We start from the raw sequence: 21,943 nt of genomic DNA, 5'->3' as shown, positions 1-21,943 counted from the left end.
CCACCTGCCCATCCACTCCTCCCCACAGGACACCAGGACACCCGCCATGGCGCGCACCACTTCACGCTCGACGAGCCCGCCGAACCCGCAGGGCCCGCGGAACCGTACGCCGCAGCCGTTGCCGCGGCGGCGGCGCAGTTTCGCGGACTTCGTCAAGGCCTTCCTCGCCTTCGTCGCGCTGGCCGTGCTCCTCGTCGGCGTGCCCGGGGCCCTCGTGGTCTTCGTGGGGTGGCCGCTGCCGGGTGGCGCCCCCTCGCTGGAGTGGCTGCAGCAGGAGATCACCGTCAGCACGTTCATCAATGTGCTGACCGTCGTCGTCTGGTTCGCCTGGGCGCAGTTCACCGCCTGTGTGCTGGTGGAGATAAAGGCCGCGCTCTCCGGCGTCGGGATCCCGAACCGGGTGCCGGGTGCCGGCGGCAGCCAGATGCTCGCGCGGCAGCTGGTCGCCGCCGTACTGCTCGTCGGGGCCACCGCCGCCAGCTTCGCGCCGGGGCTCTCGCAGTTCGGGCAGTCGTTGGAGGGCAACCAGAAGCCGGCGTCCGCCGCCGCCCAGCAGACGCCCGGTCTCTTCGGGCAGGAGCAGCAGGCCGCGGCGAGCGCCGCCGACGCGCTGGCCGCGCAGGCCGACCAGGCCGCCGCGCACGCCGACGGCGGGAGCGGCGCCAAGGACGGCGACACGAAGTACTACCGGATCCAGCCCCCCGAGGGGCGCCACCACGACTCCCTGTGGGAGGTCGCGGAACGGCACCTGGGCGACGGCCGCCGGTACAAGGAGATCTACCAGCTCAACAAGGACCGCGAGCAGCCCGACGGTTCGAAGCTCTCCGAGGCCAGCCTCATCCGGCCCGGCTGGATCATGGAGATGCCCGCGGACGCGCATGGCGGCGAGCTCGTCGAGATGCCCGACGAGGCGCCCAAGGTCTCCGAGGACGTCAAGGAGCAGATTTCCGACTACTCCAAGACCGGAGAGGCCGGAGCGGGCAGGGAGAGCGGGGGACAGCAGCAGGGCGGCGGACGTTCCGTCGACCGCGACACCGCGCACATCGTCCTGCCCGAGCAGCGGCCCGGCGCCCCCGAGAAGCCCGCGATGCCGCAGGCCCCGGCCACACCGGACGCCCACGCCCCCGCGGCGCAGACCCCCGGCGCCGAAGCGGCCGCCCCCTCCGAAGGCCTCGACTTCGGGTTGCCCCAGGCCCTCCTCGGCGCCCCCCTCCTCGCCGCAGGCCTCCTCGGCGCGCTCGGCCGCCGTCGTCGGCACGCCCTGTGGCAGTCGGCCATGGGCGCGGTCGGCGGGCGCGGCGGCATGCAGCCGCCGACGCCCTCCGGGGCCGCGGCCGACGCGCAGGACGCGCTCCTCGTGGGCGCCGACCCCGAGGGCGTACGCCTCCTCGACCTGTCGCTGCGCGGTCTCGCCGCCTCGCTCGCCGAGGAGAACCGCGCCCTGCCGACCGTGTACGCGGCCTGGCTGAGCAACGGCGACCTGCACCTGCAGCTCGCCCAGCCCGCGGGACGGCCGCCCGCGCCCTGGCAGTTGGGGCAGGACCAGACGTTCTGGATGCTGTCGCGCGCCGACGCCGAACGGTACGAGGACGTGGACACCGCAGCGCCCTACCCCGGGCTCGTCAGCCTGGGCACCATGGACGACTCGCGGCTGCTCCTCAACCTGGAGTCCGTGCCCGGCATCGTCTCGCTGAGCGGCAGCCCGGCCGACCGTGCCGCCGTCTTCGCCTCGGTCGCCGCCGAGCTCGCCACCAACGGCTGGTCGGACCGGATGACCATCACCGTCGTCGGCTTCGGCCAGGACCTCACCCCGCTCGCCCCCAACCGGCTGCGGCACCTGGAGGACGTCGAGGCCCTCATCGAGACGATGGAGGCCGAGACGCGGCAGCGGCGCGGAGCGCTCGGCGCCGCCGGACACGACTCCGTGCTCACCGGCCGCACCGGGCCCGCCCAGCACACTCGTTGGGCCCCGCACCTCGTGCTGCTCGCCGCCGAGCCGAGCGCCGAGGACGCGGTCAAGCTCGCCGAACTGGCCGCCGACGCCAGCAGGTTGGGCATCGGCTACCTCGTCGGCACGGAGTCCGGCGCGGAGTCCGGCGCGGAGTCCGGTGGTCTGCCCGGCGCCGCCTGGGAGATGGAGATCACCCGGCAGGGCAAGCTGCTCGCGCCGCTGCTCGGGCTCGAACTGGACGCGCAGTCGCTGCCCGAGGCCCAGCAGCGGGCCGTCGTGCAGCTGTTCACCGAGGCCGACCCGGACGGCTCCGGGAACCCCTCGGGCCCGGGCGACGGCCCTACCGGCGCGGCCCCGCCGTTCCTCGTCGACGTCACCGAGCAGGGCAGGCCCGCGGTCTACGCCCGCCTCGTGGGTACGTACGAGATCATCGGCCTGGAGGCCCCGGACGGCGAGCGCAGCGCACTGCTGCACGAGGCGCTTGCCCTGCTGCTCCTGCACCGCGAGGGAGTCCACCCCCGGGTGCTCGCCTCCGCGCTGTGGCCGCGCGGCGTCACCGACGACGTACGGGACGCGCTCGTCGAGCGGCTGCGCGAGTGGCTCGGCACCGAGCCCGACGGGTCGCCCCGGCTGTCCGTCGACGGGACCGGGCGGCTCACGCTCGCCAAGTCCGTCGTGTCCGACCTGGACGTGCTGCGCTCGCTCTACCACGAGGCCACGCAGGGCCGCGGCGCGGGCAACCGTGCCGTGCGCGGGCGCATGCTCACCGACGCGCTTGTCCTGGTGCGCGGGCCGCTGCTCGCCGACCGGCCGCAGGGGCGGTACGGCTGGCTCACGCACGAGATCATCGACGCCCAGCTGCCGCTGCTCGTCGCCGACATCGGTCTGGCGCTCTCCGAATTCCACCTGGAGAAGGGGCGGGCGGAGAAGGCGATCGAGGCGCTCGGCGCGGCGCTCGGCTCCGCGCCGGGCGACGAGCGTCTCTGGAACGAGCTGCTCCGCGCCACGCACGCCACGGGGGACCCGGCCCGGCTGCGCCAGGTCGCGGCCGACCTGGTCGCCCGCAGCGGCGCGCGCGGTCTGCCGCCCCGCACGGAGGCACTCCTCGACGAGCTGCTGCCGACGTGGCGCAGTGGCGTCGGCGCGGCGGGCTGACGCGTTGCTCCCGCCCGCCGCCGGCACGGCCGACCACTTGGCCGACCTGCCTGCCGTCCGCTTGGACGACCCGTCTGCCGTCCGCCTGGCCGACCGGCGTGCCGACCGTTTGGTCGGTCCGACCGCCGTCCGCCTGGCCAAAGACCGGCGCGCCCACTACTTGGTCGGTCCGACCGCCGGTCGCCCGGTGGGCCTGCGCGTTGGCCCCGCGGTCAGCCGCGATGCCGGTCGCGATCCCGGTCGCCCCGCCGCCCGCGATGCCGGTCGTCCGGTCGGCCGCCCCACCACCTCGCACCCCACCACCCCGCACCCGCACCCCACCACCCCACACCCCACCACCCCACACCCCACCACCCACCCCGGAAAGCCATAACCCGTGTCGCTGATCCTCGTCCTCGGCGGCGCCCTGTGGGGCGCCATCGCCGGGCTGTTCGTGCCGCGTGCGGCCTATCGGCTGTCCGTGGCGCCCGACGAGGAGTGGCGGGCCGAGAGCCCCGGCGGGCAGCCCCTGGCCTCGTGGGTCGGGCTCGCGCGTTGCCCGCGGGGCGGCTGGTACGGGCCGCGGACCGCGGGCGTCGTGCCGGTCACCGCCCTCGTCTGCGCCGCCTTCGCCCTCACCACCGGCACCCGGCCCGAGCTCGGCGCCTGGCTCCTGCTCGCGCCCTTCGGCGTGCTGCTCGCCCTCGTCGACTTCACCGTGCACCGGCTCCCGGACGTGCTCACGCTGCCGCTCGGCGGCGCCGCGCTCGGGCTGCTCGGGGCCGTCACGCTCCTGCCCGAGCAGGGCGGCTCCTGGGCCGGGGCGCTCTACGGCGCGCTCGCGCTGGCCGGCGCGTACTTCGTGCTCTTCCTCATCAACCCCAACGGCATGGGTTTCGGAGACGTGAAGCTGGCGCTCGGCCTCGGGGCCGTGCTCGGCTGGTACGGGTGGGGCGTGCTGCTCCTGGGGACCTTCGCCGGGTTCCTGCTGGCCGCGCTGTACGGGGCCGGGCTCGTGATCGCGCGCCGGGCGGGGCGCAAGACGGCGATCCCGTTCGGCCCGTTCCTGATCTCGGGCGCGTTCGTGGGGCTGCTCCTCGGCGGCTACGCCGCTTGAGCCCACGTCGGACGGCCGATGCCGCTGGCGTACGCTGGCGTGGTCCGTCCACAACCCTTACGAAAGGGACGCCCCGGTGACCGAGAAGGCCGACCTCCAGTCCGTCCTCGACCGTGCCGCCGCAGGTGGGCGGATCACTCCCGAAGAGGCGCTCGACCTCTACCGCGACGCCCCGCTGCACGCGCTCGGCGCCGCCGCCGACGCCATCCGCCGCCGCCGGTACGCGGGTACGGAGCACATCGCGACGTACATCATCGAGCGGAACATCAACTACACGAACGTCTGCGTGACGGCCTGCAAGTTCTGCGCCTTCTACGCCGCCCCGAAGGACACCAAGAAGGGCTGGACGCGCGACCTCGACGACATCCTGCGGCGCTGCGCCGAGACCGTCGAGCTCGGTGGCACCCAGGTCATGTTCCAGGGCGGGCACCACCCGGACTTCGGCGTCGAGTACTACGAAGAGCACTTCTCGGCGATCAAGAAGAACTTCCCGCAGCTCGTCATCCACTCCCTCGGCGCCTCCGAGGTCGAGCACATGGCCCGCATCTCCAAGGTGTCCGCCGAGGAGGCGATCCAGCGCATCCACGCCGCCGGGCTCGACTCCTTCGCCGGCGCCGGTGCCGAGCTGCTCCCGGCCCGCCCCCGCAAGGCCATCGCCCCGCTCAAGGAGAGCGGCGAGCGCTGGCTGGAGATCATGGAGATCGCGCACGGCCTCGGCGTCGAGTCGACGTCCACGATGCTCATGGGCACGGGCGAGACCAACGCCGAGCGCATCGAGCACCTGCGCATGATCCGCGACGTGCAGGACCGGACGGGAGGCTTCCGGGCCTTCATCCCGTACACGTACCAGCCCGAGAACAACCACCTCAAGGGCCGCACCCAGGCGACGATCTTCGAGTACATCCGCATGATCGCGATCGCCCGGATCTTCCTCGACAACGTCGCGCACATCCAGGGCTCCTGGCTGACCACCGGCAAGGAGGCCGGCCAGCTGACCCTGCACTACGGAGCGGACGACCTCGGCTCGGTGATGCTGGAGGAGAACGTCGTCTCGTCGGCCGGTGCCAAGCACCGCTCGAACCTCCGCGAGATGATCGAGATGATCCGCACGGCGGACCGCGTGCCCGCCCAGCGCGCCACCACGTACGAGCACCTCGTCGTGCACGACGACCCGGCGAACGACCCGGTCGACGACCGCGTCGCCTCGCACATCTCCTCCACGGCGATCGAGGGCGGCACGGCCCACCCGGAGCTGAAGCTCCTCGCCACGAACTGAGGAACTGAGGCCCCGTTGCTGACACTTCACGTCGCCGAGCGCTCACCCGAGGCGGCGGTCCTGGTCGACGGGGCGAGCGTCGCCGCCGTCGGCCCGTACGAGGAGCTGGCCGCGGCCCACCCCGCGGCCCGCGTCCGGCGCTGGCCCGGCATCCTCACGCCGGGCCTGCTCAACCCGTACGGTCCCGAACTCCTCGAGGCCACGTACCACCCCGACCCGCGCGAGGCCGGCCGGCTCGGCACGAAGCCCATCGGCGGGGAGCGCGCGGCGGCCCTCTTCCGCGCGGACCCGTCCCTCCTCGGCGCGAGCGCCCGGCGCGGCATCCAGCGCCTGCTCGCGCACGGCACGGTGGCGATCGCGGGCGAACTCCGTGCCCGTCCCGTCGTCGACGCCGTCCGCAGGGCGGGCCTTGCGCTGGGCCAACGCCCGCCCCGCCTCCCGGGCCCGCCGTCCCTCTCCCCGACCCCCCTGGTCCTGCTCCCACCCCTGAGGGAGGGGTCCCCGGCCCGCTTCGCGGCCTTCGACGTCCCCGACCGCAAGACCCTGGTCAACGAGGGCGCGAACACGTGTGTGGCCACGGTCTTGGCAGGCCGCCTGCTCTACCGCTCCCGCTGAGCCCCCCAGGCCCCGTAAGGGGCGCGGGGAACTGCGCGAGCACCCCCAGCAGGCCCGCGGAAGAAGACGAGGCGGGACAAGGGGCGCGGGGAACGGCGCGAGCAACCCCGGCAGGCCCGCGGAAGAAGACGAGGCCGGGACAAGGGGCGCGGGGAACTGCGCGAGCAACCCCGGCAGGCCCGCGGAAGAAGACGAGGCCGGGACAAGGGGCGCGGGGAACGGCGCGAGCAACCCCGGCAAGCCCGCGGAAGAAGACGAGGCCAGACAAGGGGCGCGGGGAACTGCGCAAAAGCCCGCCGCAGGCGAAACGGGCCGACGCCAAGAGAGAAGACCGGCCTGACACAATAGGCCGGGTGACCCGAGCCACCCTGGAAAAGCAGCCGCACGAAGTCGCCACCATGTTCGACGACGTCGCGGAACGGTACGACCTCACCAACGACGTGCTCTCCCTCGGCCAGGCCCGCCTCTGGCGCAAGGAGGTCGCGAGGGCCGTCGACGCCCGCCCCGCGCAGAAGGTCCTCGACCTCGCCGCCGGCACCGCCACCTCCTCGCAGCCGTTCGCGCAGGCCGGCGCGTACGTCGTGCCCTGCGACTTCTCCCTCGGCATGCTGCGGGTCGGCAAGCAGCGCCACCCCTGGATGCCGTTCACGGCGGGCGACGGGACGAAGCTGCCGTTCAAGGACGACACCTTCGACGCGGTCACCATCTCCTTCGGGCTGCGCAACATCCAGGACACGGACGCCGCGCTGAGCGAGCTGTACCGGGTGACGAAGCCCGGCGGCCGCGTCGTGATCTGCGAGTTCTCGCACGCGACGTGGGGCCCGTTCCGCACGGTCTACGAGGAGTACCTGATGCGGGCGCTGCCGCCGGTCGCGCGCGCGGTGTCCTCGAACCCGGACGCGTACGTCTACCTCGCCGAGTCGATCCGCTCCTGGCCCGACCAGCCCGCGCTCGCCGCGCGGCTGCAGGACGCGGGCTGGTCGAAGGTGGCCTGGCGCAACCTCACGGGCGGCGTCGTGGCGCTGCACCGCGGGTTCAAGCAGGGCTGACCGGGCGAGCCGGCCGCACTTCGTAACGCTCCAGTCGAGACTGGGGTTCTGTGACTCATGGGAACCAGCCAGCGGGCAAGATGTGTCCGTTGATACGACCCTGCCATTTCTTTATGCGGCGCTTACGGGTCGGATCCGCCTCCTGTTGCTGAACTCTTGAGTCCACGGAGCGTCTTGATGGCGTCGTACTGCCCACACTGCGGGGCTCCCGCCCCCGATGAGGCCCGCTTCTGCATGAAGTGCGGGCGCGAACGCCTTCCCGAGCCGACCGCCGAGGAACCGACCGCCGAGGAACCGACGGACGCGCCCCCGCCCCCGCCTCCGTCTCCGTCCCCGCTCGAACCGAAGCAGCCCCCGGCGCCTGCCGTCGCGCCGCCGCCCGTCGCGCCGCCTCCCGCCCACGCCCCGGCCGGCCCGTCCCCCGTCGGCGCCTTCCTCGGGCGTACGTTCCGCGGCGACTGGGCCGGGTCCGCGGGGGCCGCGCTCTGGCCGGTCGCGCTGCTGATGATCGCGGCCGTGTCGCTGGCCATCCCCTCGTACGGGCAGGACGACGACGCCGTCGTCGGATTCACCGACCGGATGCGGATCGCGCTCGCGCTGCTGCTCCAATCGGTCGGCGGCGGCTTCGAGTTGTCGGGCCGTGAGGACCGGCCGGACTTCGGTGGCTCCGGCGGCTCCGGCGGTCTGGGGGTGGGGTCGGACACGTCCGGCTCCGCGCTCGAAGGCTCGGCGGCCCTGCACTCCGTCCCGCTGACCGTGACCGTGCTCTGGATCCTGGCGCTCTTCATCGGCGTACGGGTGCTGCGCAACCGCCTCGTGGCACGGGGCGCGGTCCAAGGCGGCGGGACCGCGGGACTCGAAGCGGCCCTCCGCGTCGCCCTGTTGGTGACCGCGGGCGTCCTCGCCCTCGCGCTCTTCGCGCAGCCCGAGATCGAGGGGATCGAACTGTCGTCGTCCCCGGTGCTCGCCGCGCTGGGGGCGCTGGTGCTCGGACTCGCCGTCTCCTGCGCGGTGTTGCACCGGCCCGGCCTGGCGCACTGGGTCGCCGCGCGCCCCGGCGCGCAGGCCGCCCTGCGGGCCACCGGCGCCGCGCTGCGCGCCCTCGTCGTCGTCCTCGCGCTCTGTTCCGTCGTCGCCTTCATCAGCCTCACCCAGATCGACGACCTGGCCGAACTCACCGACCTCGACGACAGCGACATCTCGCCGCTCCTCGTCGCCCTGCTCGTCCTGCCGAATCTCGCGGTCACGGCACTCGGCATCGGCTGGGGCGCGGCCGCGGAGGGGTCGGTGAGCGGTAGCAGCTCGATGTACGGGAGCGGGAACGAGAGCGGCTCGTTCGGCCTCTCCGAACTGGGCGACGTCACCAACGACTGGGCAATCGTGGGGGCGTTGGCGCTCGGTCTGGTCTGTGCGCTGACCCTGGGCGTGACCGCGGCGCGGCGCTGCGCGGGCCGGGGCGAGGCCCTGCTCGCCGGTGGTGTCTTCTTCGGGCTCGTCCTGCTGCTCGCCGGGTTCAGCGGCATCGGCGTCGAGCTGTCCGGCCGGGCCTTCGACGGCGGGTCGGGGTTCGGCGAGTCCGGCAGTGGGGGCAGCGGCAGCGTGGAGGTGGGGCTCGCGGTCGCGGAGGTGCTGCTGTTCGGGCTGCTGTGGATCGTCCCCGCGGTGCTGATCGGCCCGTATCTGCTGCGGATGGCGGGGCAGCGGGGCGGCGTTGGCATGCCAGGAGCCGCATCCGCGCCGGGAGCCGGAGCCTCACTCGTACCCGCGTACGCGCCGCCCGGCACGCCGCCGGTGCCGGGGATGCCCGCGGGACCGCCGACCGCGGCCCCCGCCTCCGACGCACCCGCACCCGCCGTCCCCCTCGCCGAACAGCCGACGTCCGACGCGGTCGGCGCGATCGGCACGCCCGGCACGCCTGTCGCGCCCGGCGCGCCCCCCTCCGGCACGGCCGCCCCGTCGTACGCCTACCCCCACCCCCAGAGCGCCGCCGCCCCCGCCTACGCCCCGCACCCCGTCCACATCGGTCACCAGCCTCCCGCCGCCACCTCGCGCGGGCGGGCCGGGATCTGGGTCGCCACGCTCACCGTCGCCTTCGTCGTCGGAGGCGGCGCGACGGCCGGGATCCTGCTCTGGCAGGACACCGGGGACGACAAGGCGGACGGAGCGGGCAAGGACGACCGGCCCGCGGTCAGCCGGTCCGAGGCCCCGAGTGCGGCTCCGAGCCCGGTGGCATCGCCGTCGCCGAGTCCGGAGCCGAGCGGCAGCGACGGCCGCGACGTCACCGGCGCGTCGGACACCCCCGCAGGAACCGACCGGGTGACCGACCAGGAGGGCTTCTCCTTCGCGGTGCCCGAGGGCTGGACCCGCCAGTCCGTGAACCCCGAGCGACCGGGTCAGATCACGTACGCGGGACCGACCGGGCGGGAGGAGTTCCTCGTCGGCGTCGTGACGGACGCGCCGTACACCTCGTACGAGAACTTCAAGAACATCGAGAAGCACACCAAATCCGCGCCGGACAAGTCGGACTACGACCGGGTCCGGCTGACGGAGAACACCTTCCAGGGACAGGACGGCGCGATCTGGGAGTACACGTACACCGACGCGTCGGGCCGCCCGATCCACGCGCTCAACCAGAGCTACATCGCCCAGAACGGTACGGAGTACGCGATCCAGCTGTCCTGGCGCGAGGACTTCTGGCCGGCGGACGAGGGCGCGAGGACGCACAGGACGGCCCTGGAGACCTGGCGCCTGACGGACTGACGACGGCCCCGGCCCCGCCCCGGACGTACTGCCGGGCTCCCGGGCTACCGGACTCCCGGTCTCCAGGACTTCCGGACTCCCGGAGACCGGGGCGGGGCCACCACCAGCCGTGCTGCAGCCTTGCTACAGCGTGAGGCGGAAGCAGTGGGCCGTCTGCCGCGATGCCTCGTCGCCGGGAATCCGCGGGGGAGTGGTGAACGACTCGGCGAGCTCCATGCCGAGCTTGCGGGTCACCGCGATGGAGCGTGCGTTGCCCTCGGCGACGATCGCCACCACGCTCGGCACGCCCGCCGCGCGCACCCGTTCGACCGTGGCCAGGGCGGCCGCCGTCGCGTACCCCTTGCCCCAGGCCGTGCGGGCGAGCCGCCAGCCGATCTCGATCTCGCCCGTCGGGCCCCAGTCCCGTGGCCAGGGCTGGGCGCCCGTGAAGCCGATCGGCTCGTCGTCGGCGTCGAGCAGGGTCCACAGGCAGTAGCCGAGTTCGGCGTCGTGTCTGCGCTGGCGGGCGGTGAGTTCCTCGTACATGGAGAGCTCGGCGGACGAGCCGCCGAAGAACTCCATGACCTCCGGGTCGTCGAAGAGCCGGTGCCAGACGGCGGCGTCCTCGTGGGTGGGGACGCGCAGCCGCACGTCGGGGAGGTTCGGCGCGGGCAGGGTGTCGGTCCGGTCGGTCACGTGTGGCCCTTCGGCTGGCTGATCAGTACCGCCTCATAGACTGCCCATATCCCGTGCCGGTCGGCACACAGATTTCGAGCCTTGGGGAGAACCCGCCGTGACCGAGCCCCTCTCCGAACACACAGCGGACGTAATCGTCGTCGGAGCCGGACCTGCCGGTTCGACGACGGCGTACTACCTGGCGAAGGCCGGACTCGACGTACTCCTTCTGGAGAAGACCGCGTTCCCACGGGAAAAGGTCTGCGGAGACGGACTCACCCCCCGCGCCACCAAGCAGCTGGTGTCCATGGGGATCGACATCTCCGAAGAGGCGGGCTGGCTGCGGAACAAGGGCCTGCGCATCATCGGCGGCGGGGTGCGGCTCCAGCTCGACTGGCCGGAACTCGCCTCTTACCCCGACTACGGCCTCGTACGTAAGCGCGACGACTTCGACGAGCAGCTGGCCCGGCAGGCGCAGAAGGCGGGCGCGCGCCTGTACGAGCGGTGCAACGTAGGCGAGCCGGTCATCGACGACCGGACCGGCCGCATCACCGGCGTGCACGCCAAGATGGGCGAGGAGAAGACGCCCGTCACCTTCCACGCCCCGCTCGTCGTCGCGGCCGACGGCAACTCCTCGCGGATCTCGCTCGCCATGGGCCTGCACCGCCGCGAGGACCGCCCGATGGGCGTGGCCGTCCGTACGTACTTCACCTCGCCCCGCCACGACGACGACTACCTGGAGTCCTGGCTGGAACTGTGGGACCGCCGCGGGCCCGGCGAGGACCGGCTGCTGCCCGGCTACGGCTGGGTCTTCGGCATGGGCGACGGCACGTCCAACGTCGGCCTCGGCATCCTCAACTCCTCCAAGTCGTTCCGCGAGCTGGACTGGCGCGAGGTCCTCAAGGCGTGGTGCGCCTCGATGCCGGAGGACTGGGGCTACACCCCGGAGAACATGACGACGCCGATCCGCGGCGCCGCGCTGCCGATGGCGTTCAACCGTCAGCCGCACTACACCAAGGGCCTGATGCTCGTCGGCGACGCGGGCGGCCTGGTGAACCCCTTCAACGGCGAGGGCATCGCGTACGCCATGGAGTCCGGCCAGATCGCGGCGGACGTCATCGTGCAGGCACACGCGCGTGCCACCCCCGCCCAGCGCGAACTGGCACTCCAGAACTACCCGAAGACGCTCAAGGAGACCTACGGCGGCTACTACACGCTGGGCCGCGCCTTCGTGAAGCTCATCGGCAACCCGAAGGTCATGAAGATCGCCACCCAGCGCGGCCTGACCCACCCCATCCTGATGAGGTTCACGCTGAAGATGCTGGCGAACCTGACGGACCCCACGGGCGGCGACGCGATGGACCGCATCATCAACGGCCTGAGCAAGGTGGCACCGAAGGCGTGAGCGTCGGGGGGCGCCGCGCACGGCTCCGGGGCGCCCCCGCGATGTCACCTCACCAGGAGGGCGCCGCGGCACTGGTCGGAGCCATGGTGCCCGGTTTGCCCCACCCGTCGGTTTCGGGGCAGGCTGGCCGCATGATTTTCATCGCCGTCAAGTTCACCGTCCGCCCCGAGCACAGCGACAGCTGGATCGAGCGGACCGCCGCATTCACCGCCGCCACGCGCGCGGAGCCGGGCAACGTCTTCTTCGAGTGGTCCCGCTCCGTCGAGGACCCGAACCAGTTCGTGCTCCTGGAGGCCTTCGCCGACGGGGACGCGGGCGCCGCGCACGTCAACTCCGACCACTTCAAGGCAGGCCTGGAGACGATGGGCGGGCTCATCGCCTCCGTGCCGCAGATCGTGAACACCGAGATCGAGGGCACCGGTTGGTCCGAGATGGCGGAGCTGAAGCCGAAGAACGCCTGACGAAGGCGTGAGGAACGCCTGAGAAGCCCTCTCAGGACACGTCAAGGGCCGGAACCCCTCCAGGGGGGTTCCGGCCCTTGGTCGTAGCTCTAAGGGGCCGTCAGAGGACGCGCACGGCGCCCGAGGCCGGGTAACCCGACAGGTCCTGGATGACAACGCCCTTGCCGGGGTTGGCGGCGTCCAGGTACTGGCCGTTACCGATGTACACACCCACGTGGTACGCCGAGCCCTTGCCACCCCAGTAGAGGATGTCGCCGACCTGCAGGTTCGAGGTGCCGACCTCGGTGCCCATGGTCGACTGGTCCTGCGAGACGCGCGGCAGGTCCACGCCCGCCTGCTTGAACGCGGCCTGCACGAGGCTGGAGCAGTCCCAGGCGTTCGGGCCCGAGGCGCCCATCACGTACGCGTCGCCGAGCTGGGCCTTGAGGAAGCTGATGACGCTGCCGACGCTGCCGCTGGCCGGGGCGGGCGCGTCCGAGGTGTCGGAGGCGGACTGCGTGGAGGCGGAGAGGGTGGTGCGCTCGGTGGAACGCGAGGCGCGCTCCTCCTCCGCCTTCTTCTTGGCGGCGGCGGCGGCCTTGGCCTTGCGCTCGGCTTCGGCCTTCTTCTCGGCCTTGGCCTGGTCTTCCTTGGCCTGCTTGGCGGCCTTGGCGGCGGCCGCGTCCTGCTCGGCGCGCGACTCGTAGGTGTCGGCGGCCTGCTGGGTGGCGGCTGCCGACTGCGCGATCTGGGCGGACAGATCGGTGGTGAGCGTGGGCATCTCGATGGTCTCGGACACCGGCTCGGCCGCGTTCGCCGTACCGGCCGCCGCGGCCACTGCCAGGGTGCTGAGGACGCCACCGGCAACTCCGGCGCGCAGGGCAATCTTCGAGGCGCTGCGACGGGGCTTCCGGTGGCTGGGTATGTGAGCGGTGTGGGACATGAGACCAACCGCTATCAGGGACTCACGGTTCCCTTCAAGAAACGTGTGCTGCGCCACAGTTGCCGTTCTCGGGTTTGAATCCCGGGCGTGTCGCTCTTTATTGACGCCGTAACGGGCAATGCGGACAGGGCTGATCACGCCTGTGATCATGGGTTTTCTGCGATACGCCCGAATTGCCCACGGTCTACCACCCGTTGAGTCCGTTGGCCAAGCCCGGCTTATTCGGCAGGGGTACCTCTGTGGCACAGGTCACACGGCGACCCCTTGGGGATCTTCCTGAGATCTCGCTGAGACATCCCTGAGATCTCCCGCGGTTTCCGCCGCGGCCGCCCGTGCGCGTGAGGGGTGTGCGAGGGGTGGAGAAGGGGTGCCCGTCGCGTGCGTCGTCCGGAGCGAGCTCGGGGTGGGCTCGGGGTGGGCTCGGGGTGCTCGTGAATCCGCGCACGCGTCCGCATCCGTCCACATCCGTCCGCGCCTCTGCCGCCAAAGTGTGAACGCGGCTCCCCTATCAAGCGACGGCGTCCAGCGCCAATTTGCGTGCAGGCGCCACCGCTTGATAGAGCGCCACCTCTTCGACCAGCGACGACGTGTCGAGATGTCACCTCTAGTGATCACTCAGGCGCTTCGCGTACGAAGATCACCGCTCATCCGACTTCATGATCCTTCGTCAGGTGGTGGAGATCACAAAGCCGTTGTCGCACCCCGTGTCGCAGATCACAGACCGGCGGGCATAAGATGCGGGGCAGTTGGGCTTGTGACCTGCTTCACATGTAAGCGATCTTCGATGGGGAGCGGGACTCGGTCCGACGTAACCGCCAACAGTCAGTGCCGACTGAGAGGAGCGAGGAGCGTGAATGCCTATGCGCCCATCCTCGTGCTGGGAGCCCTCGGGGCAGGCTTTGCGATCTTCTCCGTGGTCATGGCCACGCTTATCGGTCCAAAGCGGTACAACCGCGCGAGGCTAGAGGCCTATGAGTGCGGCATCGAGCCGACGCCGACGCCGGCCGGCGGCGGGCGATTCCCCATCAAGTACTACCTGACGGCGATGCTCTTCATCGTCTTCGACATCGAGATCGTCTTCCTCTATCCCTGGGCCGTCACCTTCGACGCGCTGGGGATTTTCGGGCTCGTGGAGATGCTGCTCTTCGTGCTCACCGTCTTTGTCGCCTACGCGTACGTCTGGCGGCGCGGCGGCCTGGAATGGGACTAAGGGTCTGAGGGGTCAAAGAGCATGGGACTCGAAGAGAAACTGCCGAGCGGATTTCTGCTGACCACCGTCGAGCAGGCCGCGGGCTGGATGCGGAAGTCGTCCGTCTTCCCCGCCACGTTCGGCCTCGCGTGCTGCGCCATCGAGATGATGACGACCGGCGCCGGGCGGTACGACATGGCGCGCTTCGGCATGGAGGTCTTCCGCGGTTCACCGCGCCAGGCCGACCTGATGATCGTGGCAGGCCGGGTGAGCCAGAAGATGGCGCCGGTGCTGCGGCAGGTCTATGACCAGATGCCGAATCCCAAGTGGGTGATTTCCATGGGGGTTTGCGCTTCATCGGGCGGAATGTTCAACAATTACGCGATTGTGCAGGGTGTGGACCACGTCATCCCGGTCGACATCTATTTGCCCGGTTGTCCGCCGCGCCCCGAGATGCTGCTGGACGCGATCCTCAAGCTCCACCAGAAGATCCAGGACACCAAGCTCGGCGTGAACGCGGAAGAAGCGGCCCGTGAGGCGGAGGAGGCGGCCCTCAAGGCGCTCCCCACCATTGAGATGAAGGGGCTGCTGCGGTGAGCGACGCGCACGACGAGCACCCGAACGGTAACGGCGTACCGGCCCCACGCGACGCGGCCGGCGAGGTCATCGGCGTCCGCAGGGGCATGTTCGGTGCCGACGACGGCGGGGACACCTCCGGCTACGGCGGGCTCGTCAGGACCATCACGCTGCCCGGCGCGACCTCGCGCCCCTACGGCGGCTGGTTCGACGAGACCGCGGACGAACTGGAGGGGGCCCTGGAGGAGCAGGGCCTCGTCCCGGAGAACGCGATCGAGAAGACGGTCGTCGACCGCGGCGAAGTCACCTTCCACATCGCGCGCGAGCACCTGGTGCGCGTCGCGCGGACCCTGCGCGACGACCCGGCCCTGCGCTTCGAGCTCTGCACGGGCGTCAGCGGGGTGCACCTCCCCGGCGACAAGGGCCGCGAGCTGCACGCCGTCTACCACCTGCGCTCGATCACCCACAACCGGCTGATCCGGCTGGAGGTCACCGCCCCCGACGCGGACCCGCACGTGCCCTCGCTGGTCGAGGTCTATCCGACCAACGACTGGCACGAGCGCGAGGCGTACGACTTCTTCGGCCTGATCTTCGACGGCCACCCGGCGCTCACGCGGATCATGATGCCGGACGACTGGCAGGGGTTCCCGCAGCGCAAGGACTACCCCCTCGGCGGCATCCCCGTCGAATACAAGGGCGCCCAGATCCCGGCTCCGGACCAGCGGAGGTCGTACAGCTGATGTCCACTTCACAGGGCACTTCCCACGCTTCGCCCCGCGAGACGACCGAGGGGACCGTATATACGGTCACCGGCGGCGACTGGGACGAGGTCGTCCGGTCCGCCGCCAAGTCCGACGACGAGCGCATCATCGTCAACATGGGCCCGCAGCACCCGTCCACGCACGGTGTGCTCCGGCTCATCCTGGAGATCGACGGCGAGACGGTCACCGAGGCCCGCTGCGGCATCGGCTATCTGCACACGGGCATCGAGAAGAACCTCGAGTACCGCACGTGGACGCAGGGCACGACGTTCGTCACGCGCATGGACTACCTGACGCCGTTCTTCAACGAGACGGCGTACTGCCTCGGGGTCGAGAAGCTCCTCGGCATCGAGGAGCAGATCCCGGACCGCGCCTCGGTCATCCGCGTGCTCCTCATGGAGCTCAACCGCCTCTCCTCGCACCTGGTGTGCATCGCCACCGGCGGCATGGAGCTCGGCGCGACGACGATCATGATCTACGGCTTCCGGGATCGTGAACTCGTTCTCGATCTCTTCGAGCTGATCACCGGCCTGCGGATGAACCACGCGTACGTCCGGCCCGGCGGACTCGCCCAGGACCTGCCGCCGGGCGCGGTGGACCAGCTGCGCGAGTTCGTGAAGACGATGAGGAAGAACCTCCCCGAGTACGACAAGCTCGCCACCGGGAACCCCATCTTCAAGGCCCGCATGCAGGACGTCGGCTACCTCGACCTCGCCGGCTGCATGGCGCTCGGCGCCACGGGCCCGGTCCTGCGCTCCGCCGGCCTCCCGCACGACCTGCGCAAGACACAGCCCTACTGCGGTTACGAGAACTACGACTTCGACGTCCCGACCGCCGACACCTGCGACTCCTACGGGCGCTTCCTGATCCGCCTGGAGGAGATGCGGCAGTCGCTGCACATCATCGAGCAGTGCGTGGACCGGCTCGCCCCCGGCCCGGTCATGGTCGAGGACAAGAAGATCGCCTGGCCCGCCCAGCTGGCCCTCGGCCCGGACGGACTCGGCAACTCGCTCGACCACATCAAGAAGATCATGGGCACCTCCATGGAGTCCCTCATCCACCACTTCAAGCTGGTGACCGAGGGGTTCCGGGTCCCGCCGGGCCAGACGTACACCGCGGTCGAGTCGCCCAAGGGCGAACTCGGCGTGCACGTCGTCTCCGACGGCGGCACCCGCCCCTACCGGGTCCACTTCCGCGACCCGTCCTTCACCAACCTGCAGGCCATGGCGGCGATGTGCGAAGGCGGCCAGGTCGCTGACGTCATCGTCGCCGTCGCGTCCATCGACCCCGTGATGGGAGGCGTCGACCGGTGACCAGCACCCCTTCCGAGCAGGGCGCGGGCGTCAGCCTCGGCATGCCCCAACTCCCCGCCCCCGACTACCCGGCCGACGTGCGGGCCAGGCTGGAGGTGGACGCCAAGGACGTCATCGCCCGCTACCCCGACTCCCGCTCCGCGCTCCTGCCCCTGCTGCACCTCGTGCAGTCCGAAGAGGGCCATGTCACGCGCACGGGCATGCGGTTCTGCGCCGAGCTCCTTGGCCTGACCACGGCCGAGGTCACGGCCGTCGCGACCTTCTACACCATGTACCGGCGCAAGCCCTCCGGTGATTACCAGGTCGGCGTCTGCACCAACACGCTGTGCGCCGTCATGGGCGGCGACGCGATCTTCGACGAGCTCAAGCAGCACCTCGGCGTCGGAGACGACGGGGCCGATATGACGACCGCGGACGGCAAGATCACGCTTGAGCACATCGAGTGCAACGCGGCCTGCGACTTCGCCCCCGTGGTGATGGTCAACTGGGAGTTCTTCGACAACCAGACCCCCGAGTCCGCCAAGCGGCTCGTCGACGACCTGCGCGCGGGCGCACCGGTCGCCCCCACGCGCGGGGCGCCGCTCTGCACGTACAAGGAGACCGCCCGGATCCTGGCCGGCTTCCCCGACGAGCGCCCCGGCGCCGTCGAGGCGACCGGTGGCGCGGGGCCCGCCTCGCTGATCGGCCTGCGCCTGGCCAAGGGCGAACTGCCGCAGCCACGCGTGGTCCACCCGCGCACGGGAGGCCCGCAGGACCAGACGCCCCCCGAACACCTCAGCTCGCACGACGCACCGCAGCAGACCTCGGCATCCGACCCGGCGCACCCGGCAGGACCGACCGCCGAGGAGGGGGAGTGATGACCTTGGCAGCCGAGATCAACAACGAGACCAGCCCGGAGAAGCTCCTCGCACCGGTCCTCTCGGCCTTCTGGGACGAGGAGAAGTCCTGGACGCTGGAGACCTACCGGCGGCACGAGGGGTACGAAGGGCTGCGCAAGGCGCTCGCCATGGACCCCGACGACCTCATCGCGTACGTGAAGGACTCCGGGCTCCGGGGCCGGGGCGGCGCGGGGTTCCCCACCGGGATGAAGTGGCAGTTCATCCCGCAGGGCGACGGCAAACCGCACTATCTGGTTGTCAATGCCGACGAATCGGAGCCGGGGACCTGCAAGGACATCCCGCTCCTCTTCGCGAACCCGCATTCCCTCATCGAGGGGATCGTGATCGCGTGCTACGCGATCCGTTCGTCGCATGCCTTCATCTATCTGCGGGGTGAAGTCGTCCCCGTACTGCGGCGGTTGCACGAGGCCGTCCGCGAGGCCTACGCGGCGGGCTACCTCGGGAAGAACGTGCTGGGCAGCGGGCTCGATCTGGAACTCACCGTGCACGCGGGCGCGGGCGCGTACATCTGTGGTGAGGAGACCGCGCTGCTCGACTCGCTCGAAGGCCGCCGTGGTCAACCGCGACTGCGTCCCCCCTTCCCTGCGGTCGCGGGCCTCTACGCGTGCCCCACTGTGGTGAACAACGTCGAGTCCATCGCATCCGTTCCCGCGATCCTCAACCGCGGAAAAGACTGGTTCAAGGCGATGGGCACCGAGAAGTCGCCCGGCTTCACCCTCTACTCGCTGAGCGGGCACGTCACCAGCCCCGGTCAGTACGAGGCGCCGCTCGGCATCACGCTGCGCCAGCTGCTCGACATGAGCGGCGGCATGCGGGCCGGGCACCGGCTCAAGTTCTGGACCCCGGGCGGCTCCTCGACCCCGATGTTCACCGACGAGCACCTCGACGTCCCCCTCGACTACGAGGGCGTCGGCGCCGCCGGATCGATGCTCGGCACGAAGGCGCTGCAGTGCTTCGACGAGACGACGTGCGTCGTGCGGGCCGTCACCCGCTGGACCGAGTTCTACGCCCACGAGTCCTGCGGCAAATGCACACCCTGCCGTGAAGGGACGTACTGGCTGGTGCAGTTGCTCCGCGACATCGAGGCCGGCAAGGGCGTCATGGCGGACCTGGAGAAGCTGAACGACATCGCCGACAACATCAACGGCAAGTCCTTCTGCGCCCTGGGCGACGGCGCGGCCTCGCCGATCTTCTCCTCCCTCACGTACTTCCGCGAGGAGTACGAGCGGCACATCACCGGCAAGGGCTGCCCCTTCGACCCGGCCAAGTCGACTCTCTGGGCCGACCGGCCCGCTGAAAGCGCGCAGGTGAACGCATGACAGTGACCACCAACAACGCCGCCTCCGGGGGCGCGGAGGCGGCGGTTCCGCCCGAGGACCTCGTCTCGCTGACCATCGACGGCATCGAGATCAGCGTCCCCAAGGGGACGCTGGTGATCCGGGCCGCCGAACTGCTCGGCATCGAGATCCCCCGGTTCTGCGACCACCCGCTGCTCGATCCGGCGGGCGCCTGCCGCCAGTGCATCGTCGAGGTGGAGGGCCAGCGCAAGCCGATGGCGTCCTGCACCATCACGTGCACCGACGGCATGGTCGTGAAGTCGCAGCTGACCTCGCCCGTCGCGGAGAAGTCGCAGCGCGGCGTGATGGAGCTGCTGCTCATCAACCACCCGCTGGACTGCCCGGTCTGCGACAAGGGCGGCGAGTGCCCGCTGCAGAACCAGGCGATGCAGGTCGGCGACGCGGACACCCGCTTCGAGGGCAAGAAGCGGACGTACGAGAAGCCGGTGCCGATCTCGACGCAAGTGCTGCTCGACCGCGAGCGGTGCGTGCTCTGCGCGCGCTGCACCCGGTTCAGCAACCAGGTCGCGGGCGACCCGATGATCGAGCTCATCGAGCGCGGCGCCCTCCAGCAGGTCGGCACCGGTGAGGGCGACCCCTTCGAGTCGTACTTCTCCGGGAACACCATCCAGATCTGCCCGGTCGGCGCGCTGACCTCGGCGGCGTATCGCTTCCGCTCCCGCCCCTTCGACCTGGTGTCGTCGCCCTCGGTGTGCGAGCACTGCTCGGGCGGCTGCGCGACGCGCACGGACCACCGGCGCGGCAAGGTCATGCGGCGGCTCGCGGCGGACGACCCCGAGGTCAACGAGGAGTGGATGTGCGACAAGGGGCGCTTCGGCTTCCGGTACGCACAGCGTCCCGACCGGCTGACCACCCCCCTGGTGCGCAACGCCTCGACGGGTGATCTTGAGCCCGCCAGCTGGCCCGAGGCCCTGGAGGCCGCGGCCCGCGGTCTCGCCGCCGCGCGCGGCCGGGCCGGGGTCCTCACCGGCGGCCGCCTCACCGTGGAAGACGCCTACGCGTACAGCAAGTACGCGCGCGTGGCGCTCGCCACGAACGACATCGACTTCCGCGCGCGCGTGCACAGCAGCGAGGAGGCCGACTTCCTCGCGGCCAAGGTGGCCGGACGGGGCCGGGACCTCGACGGGAGCGGCGTCACGTACGCCTTCCTGGAGAAGGCCCCCGCCGTCCTGCTCGCCGGGTTCGAGTCCGAGGAGGAGGCGCCCGGCGTCTTCCTGAGGCTGCGCAAGGCCTGGCGCAAGCACGGTCAGCGCACCTTCTGCCTCGCGACGTTCGCGACCCGCGGCCTGGAGAAGGCGGGCGGCACGCTGCTGCCCGCGGCGCCGGGCACCGAGACCGAGTGGCTGGACGCGCTCGCCGCGGGTGTCGGCCTGGAGGGCGCGGGGCCCGAGGCGGCCGAGGCGCTGCGCGCCGAGGGTGCCGTCATCGTCGTCGGCGAGCGGCTCGCGGCCGTGCCCGGTGGGCTCACCGCCGCCGTCCGGGCCGCCTCCGCGACCGGCGCCCGGCTGGTGTGGATCCCGCGCAGGGCGGGCGAGCGCGCCGCCATCGAGGCGGGCGCCCTGCCCTCGCTGCTGCCCGGCGGCCGGCCGGCCACCGACCCGCGCGCGCGGGAAGAGGTCGCGGGCGCCTGGGGTATCGCCGAACTCCCGCACCGCTTCGGCCGCGACACCGGTCAGATCGTCGAGGCCGCCGCGACCGGCGAGCTCGGCGCCCTCCTGGTGGCGGGCGTCGAGGTCGCCGACCTGCCCGATCCCGCGCGCGCACGCGAGGCGCTCGACGAGGTCGGCTTCCTGGTCTCGCTGGAGCTGCGGCCCAGCGAGGTGACGGAGCGGGCCGACGTGGTCCTGCCGGTGGCCGCGGTCGCGGAGAAGCCGGGCACCTTCCTCAACTGGGAGGGCCGGGTACGGATGTTCGACGCCGCGCTGAAGCCGGACCAGCTGACGCACAGGCCGGCGCCCACCGACGCGCGCGTGCTGCACATGCTGGCCGACGCCGGGGACATCCACCTCGGCCTGCCCGACCTGGTGACGCTCCGCCGCGAGCTGGACCGGCTAGGCGGCTGGGACGGGCCGCACGCGACGGAACCCCTTGAGACCGGCGCCCAGCCGCCGCGGCCCGCCGCCGGGGAGGCCGTTCTCGCGGGGCACCGGCTGCTGCTCGACCAGGGCCGCCTGCAGGACGGCGACGAGGCACTGGCCGGCACCCGGCACGCCGCCCACGCGCGCGTGTCCGCCGCCACCGCGGCCGAGGCGGGCGTGCGGGACGGCGCCCCGCTCACCGTCGCGGGACCGGCCGGTACGACCGAACTCCCGCTCCGGATCACGGAGATGCCCGACCGGGTGGTCTGGCTGCCGCTGAACTCGGCCGGGGGAGGCGTCATGTCGGACACCGGCGCGCGCCCCGGCGATCTCGTCCGCATCGGCCCGGCGGTCCCGCCGGAGCCCACCGAGGCCCCGGAGGTGACGTCGTGACGCACACGCTGGTGCCGCTTGCGGCGGAAGAC

At 71.6% G+C, this 21,943-nt stretch carries 17 protein-coding genes; 15 read left to right on the top strand and 2 right to left on the bottom strand.

The genetic code is table 11. The features are described 5' to 3' along the window. Nucleotides 1-46 precede the first annotated feature (46 nt). From ACFVYL_RS12480 to ACFVYL_RS12455, 6 genes are all read left to right on the top strand, one after another. Nucleotides 47-3,106, top strand: a complete 3,060-nt coding sequence (locus ACFVYL_RS12480; RefSeq protein WP_389714908.1) for a BTAD domain-containing putative transcriptional regulator — start codon at nucleotides 47-49, stop codon at nucleotides 3,104-3,106. A 376-nt stretch (nucleotides 3,107-3,482) separates the two neighbouring features. Continuing rightward, nucleotides 3,483-4,202 carry a prepilin peptidase gene (locus tag ACFVYL_RS12475; protein WP_389714906.1) on the top strand — a complete coding sequence of 240 codons (720 nt, stop codon included), beginning with the start codon at nucleotides 3,483-3,485 and terminating at the stop codon, nucleotides 4,200-4,202. Nucleotides 4,203-4,278: 76 nt separating this feature from the next. After that, nucleotides 4,279-5,478 (top strand): cyclic dehypoxanthinyl futalosine synthase, encoded by a 1,200-nt coding sequence (mqnC, locus tag ACFVYL_RS12470; RefSeq protein WP_389714905.1) that lies wholly within the window; start codon nucleotides 4,279-4,281, stop codon nucleotides 5,476-5,478. A 15-nt stretch (nucleotides 5,479-5,493) separates the two neighbouring features. Then, the gene (locus ACFVYL_RS12465) at nucleotides 5,494-6,093 is read left to right on the top strand and encodes a hypothetical protein (RefSeq protein ID WP_389714903.1); all 600 of its coding nucleotides are present in this window, start codon (nucleotides 5,494-5,496) and stop codon (nucleotides 6,091-6,093) included. A 353-nt stretch (nucleotides 6,094-6,446) separates the two neighbouring features. Further along, entirely contained in the window at nucleotides 6,447-7,142 is a 696-nt protein-coding gene (locus ACFVYL_RS12460) for a demethylmenaquinone methyltransferase (RefSeq protein WP_389714901.1), read from the top strand. Between the two features lie 177 nt (nucleotides 7,143-7,319). Then, a complete protein-coding gene (locus ACFVYL_RS12455) occupies nucleotides 7,320-9,902 on the top strand; it encodes a zinc ribbon domain-containing protein (RefSeq protein WP_389714899.1) in 2,583 nt (860 codons plus the stop codon). Between the two features lie 123 nt (nucleotides 9,903-10,025). On the opposite strand, the gene ACFVYL_RS12450 is transcribed toward ACFVYL_RS12455, so the two are convergent. Beyond that, on the bottom strand, nucleotides 10,026-10,577 hold the full coding sequence (locus tag ACFVYL_RS12450; protein ID WP_389714897.1) for a GNAT family N-acetyltransferase: 552 nt from the start codon (nucleotides 10,575-10,577) through the stop codon (nucleotides 10,026-10,028). 97 nt (nucleotides 10,578-10,674) lie between these two features. On the opposite strand from ACFVYL_RS12450, the gene ACFVYL_RS12445 reads away from it, so the two are divergent. Both ACFVYL_RS12445 and ACFVYL_RS12440 read left to right on the top strand, forming a co-directional pair. Then, nucleotides 10,675-11,961 (top strand): geranylgeranyl reductase family protein, encoded by a 1,287-nt coding sequence (locus ACFVYL_RS12445; protein WP_389714895.1) that lies wholly within the window; start codon nucleotides 10,675-10,677, stop codon nucleotides 11,959-11,961. Between the two features lie 131 nt (nucleotides 11,962-12,092). Further along, complete coding sequence (locus ACFVYL_RS12440) at nucleotides 12,093-12,422, top strand: putative quinol monooxygenase (protein WP_389714893.1); 330 nt, start codon at nucleotides 12,093-12,095, stop codon at nucleotides 12,420-12,422. Between the two features lie 100 nt (nucleotides 12,423-12,522). On the opposite strand, the gene ACFVYL_RS12435 is transcribed toward ACFVYL_RS12440, so the two are convergent. Then, nucleotides 12,523-13,344, bottom strand: a complete 822-nt coding sequence (locus ACFVYL_RS12435; RefSeq protein ID WP_389714891.1) for a C40 family peptidase — start codon at nucleotides 13,342-13,344, stop codon at nucleotides 12,523-12,525. Nucleotides 13,345-14,194: 850 nt separating this feature from the next. Here ACFVYL_RS12435 and ACFVYL_RS12430 point away from each other — a divergent pair. The 7 genes from ACFVYL_RS12430 to ACFVYL_RS12400 are packed head-to-tail and all read left to right on the top strand — an operon-like array spanning nucleotide 14,195 to nucleotide 21,911. Next, nucleotides 14,195-14,554 (top strand): NADH-quinone oxidoreductase subunit A, encoded by a 360-nt coding sequence (locus tag ACFVYL_RS12430; RefSeq protein WP_030420561.1) that lies wholly within the window; start codon nucleotides 14,195-14,197, stop codon nucleotides 14,552-14,554. 21 nt (nucleotides 14,555-14,575) lie between these two features. Next, nucleotides 14,576-15,130: a NuoB/complex I 20 kDa subunit family protein gene (locus ACFVYL_RS12425; RefSeq protein WP_389714890.1), complete on the top strand. Its 555-nt coding sequence runs from the start codon at nucleotides 14,576-14,578 to the stop codon at nucleotides 15,128-15,130. Further along, complete coding sequence (locus ACFVYL_RS12420) at nucleotides 15,127-15,849, top strand: NADH-quinone oxidoreductase subunit C (protein WP_389714888.1); 723 nt, start codon at nucleotides 15,127-15,129, stop codon at nucleotides 15,847-15,849. Before ACFVYL_RS12425 ends, ACFVYL_RS12420 begins: the two co-directional genes overlap by 4 nt. Beyond that, on the top strand, nucleotides 15,849-17,183 hold the full coding sequence (locus ACFVYL_RS12415; protein ID WP_389714887.1) for an NADH-quinone oxidoreductase subunit D: 1,335 nt from the start codon (nucleotides 15,849-15,851) through the stop codon (nucleotides 17,181-17,183). Before ACFVYL_RS12420 ends, ACFVYL_RS12415 begins: the two co-directional genes overlap by 1 nt. A gap of 41 nt (nucleotides 17,184-17,224) precedes the next feature. Further along, nucleotides 17,225-18,040, top strand: coding sequence for an NADH-quinone oxidoreductase subunit NuoE (nuoE, locus tag ACFVYL_RS12410; RefSeq protein WP_389715093.1), 816 nt, complete (start codon nucleotides 17,225-17,227; stop codon nucleotides 18,038-18,040). Next, nucleotides 18,040-19,401 (top strand): NADH-quinone oxidoreductase subunit NuoF, encoded by a 1,362-nt coding sequence (nuoF, locus tag ACFVYL_RS12405; RefSeq protein WP_389714885.1) that lies wholly within the window; start codon nucleotides 18,040-18,042, stop codon nucleotides 19,399-19,401. Before nuoE ends, nuoF begins: the two co-directional genes overlap by 1 nt. Next, entirely contained in the window at nucleotides 19,398-21,911 is a 2,514-nt protein-coding gene (locus tag ACFVYL_RS12400; RefSeq protein ID WP_389714883.1) for an NADH-quinone oxidoreductase subunit G, read from the top strand. The genes nuoF and ACFVYL_RS12400 overlap by 4 nt, the downstream gene beginning before the upstream one ends. Nucleotides 21,912-21,943 lie beyond the last annotated feature (32 nt).

This window comes from Streptomyces sp. NPDC058308, assembly GCF_042880275.1.
GTDB lineage: Bacteria > Actinomycetota > Actinomycetes > Streptomycetales > Streptomycetaceae > Streptomyces.
This window is presented reverse-complemented; position numbering and strand designations above follow the sequence as displayed.

What these genes read in the sequence shown, in the direction of transcription:
- nuoF (WP_389714885.1), top strand. Translation starts at nt 18,040, where the DNA reads ATGACCTTGGCAGCCGAGATCAACAACGAGACCAGCCCGGAGAAGCTC.
- ACFVYL_RS12415 (WP_389714887.1), top strand. Translation starts at nt 15,849, where the DNA reads ATGTCCACTTCACAGGGCACTTCCCACGCTTCGCCCCGCGAGACGACC.
- ACFVYL_RS12400 (WP_389714883.1), top strand. Translation starts at nt 19,398, where the DNA reads ATGACAGTGACCACCAACAACGCCGCCTCCGGGGGCGCGGAGGCGGCG.
- ACFVYL_RS12425 (WP_389714890.1), top strand. Translation starts at nt 14,576, where the DNA reads ATGGGACTCGAAGAGAAACTGCCGAGCGGATTTCTGCTGACCACCGTC.
- nuoE (WP_389715093.1), top strand. Translation starts at nt 17,225, where the DNA reads ATGCCCCAACTCCCCGCCCCCGACTACCCGGCCGACGTGCGGGCCAGG.
- ACFVYL_RS12480 (WP_389714908.1), top strand. Translation starts at nt 47, where the DNA reads ATGGCGCGCACCACTTCACGCTCGACGAGCCCGCCGAACCCGCAGGGC.
- ACFVYL_RS12455 (WP_389714899.1), top strand. Translation starts at nt 7,320, where the DNA reads ATGGCGTCGTACTGCCCACACTGCGGGGCTCCCGCCCCCGATGAGGCC.
- ACFVYL_RS12440 (WP_389714893.1), top strand. Translation starts at nt 12,093, where the DNA reads ATGATTTTCATCGCCGTCAAGTTCACCGTCCGCCCCGAGCACAGCGAC.
- ACFVYL_RS12435 (WP_389714891.1), bottom strand. Translation starts at nt 13,344, where the DNA reads ATGTCCCACACCGCTCACATACCCAGCCACCGGAAGCCCCGTCGCAGC.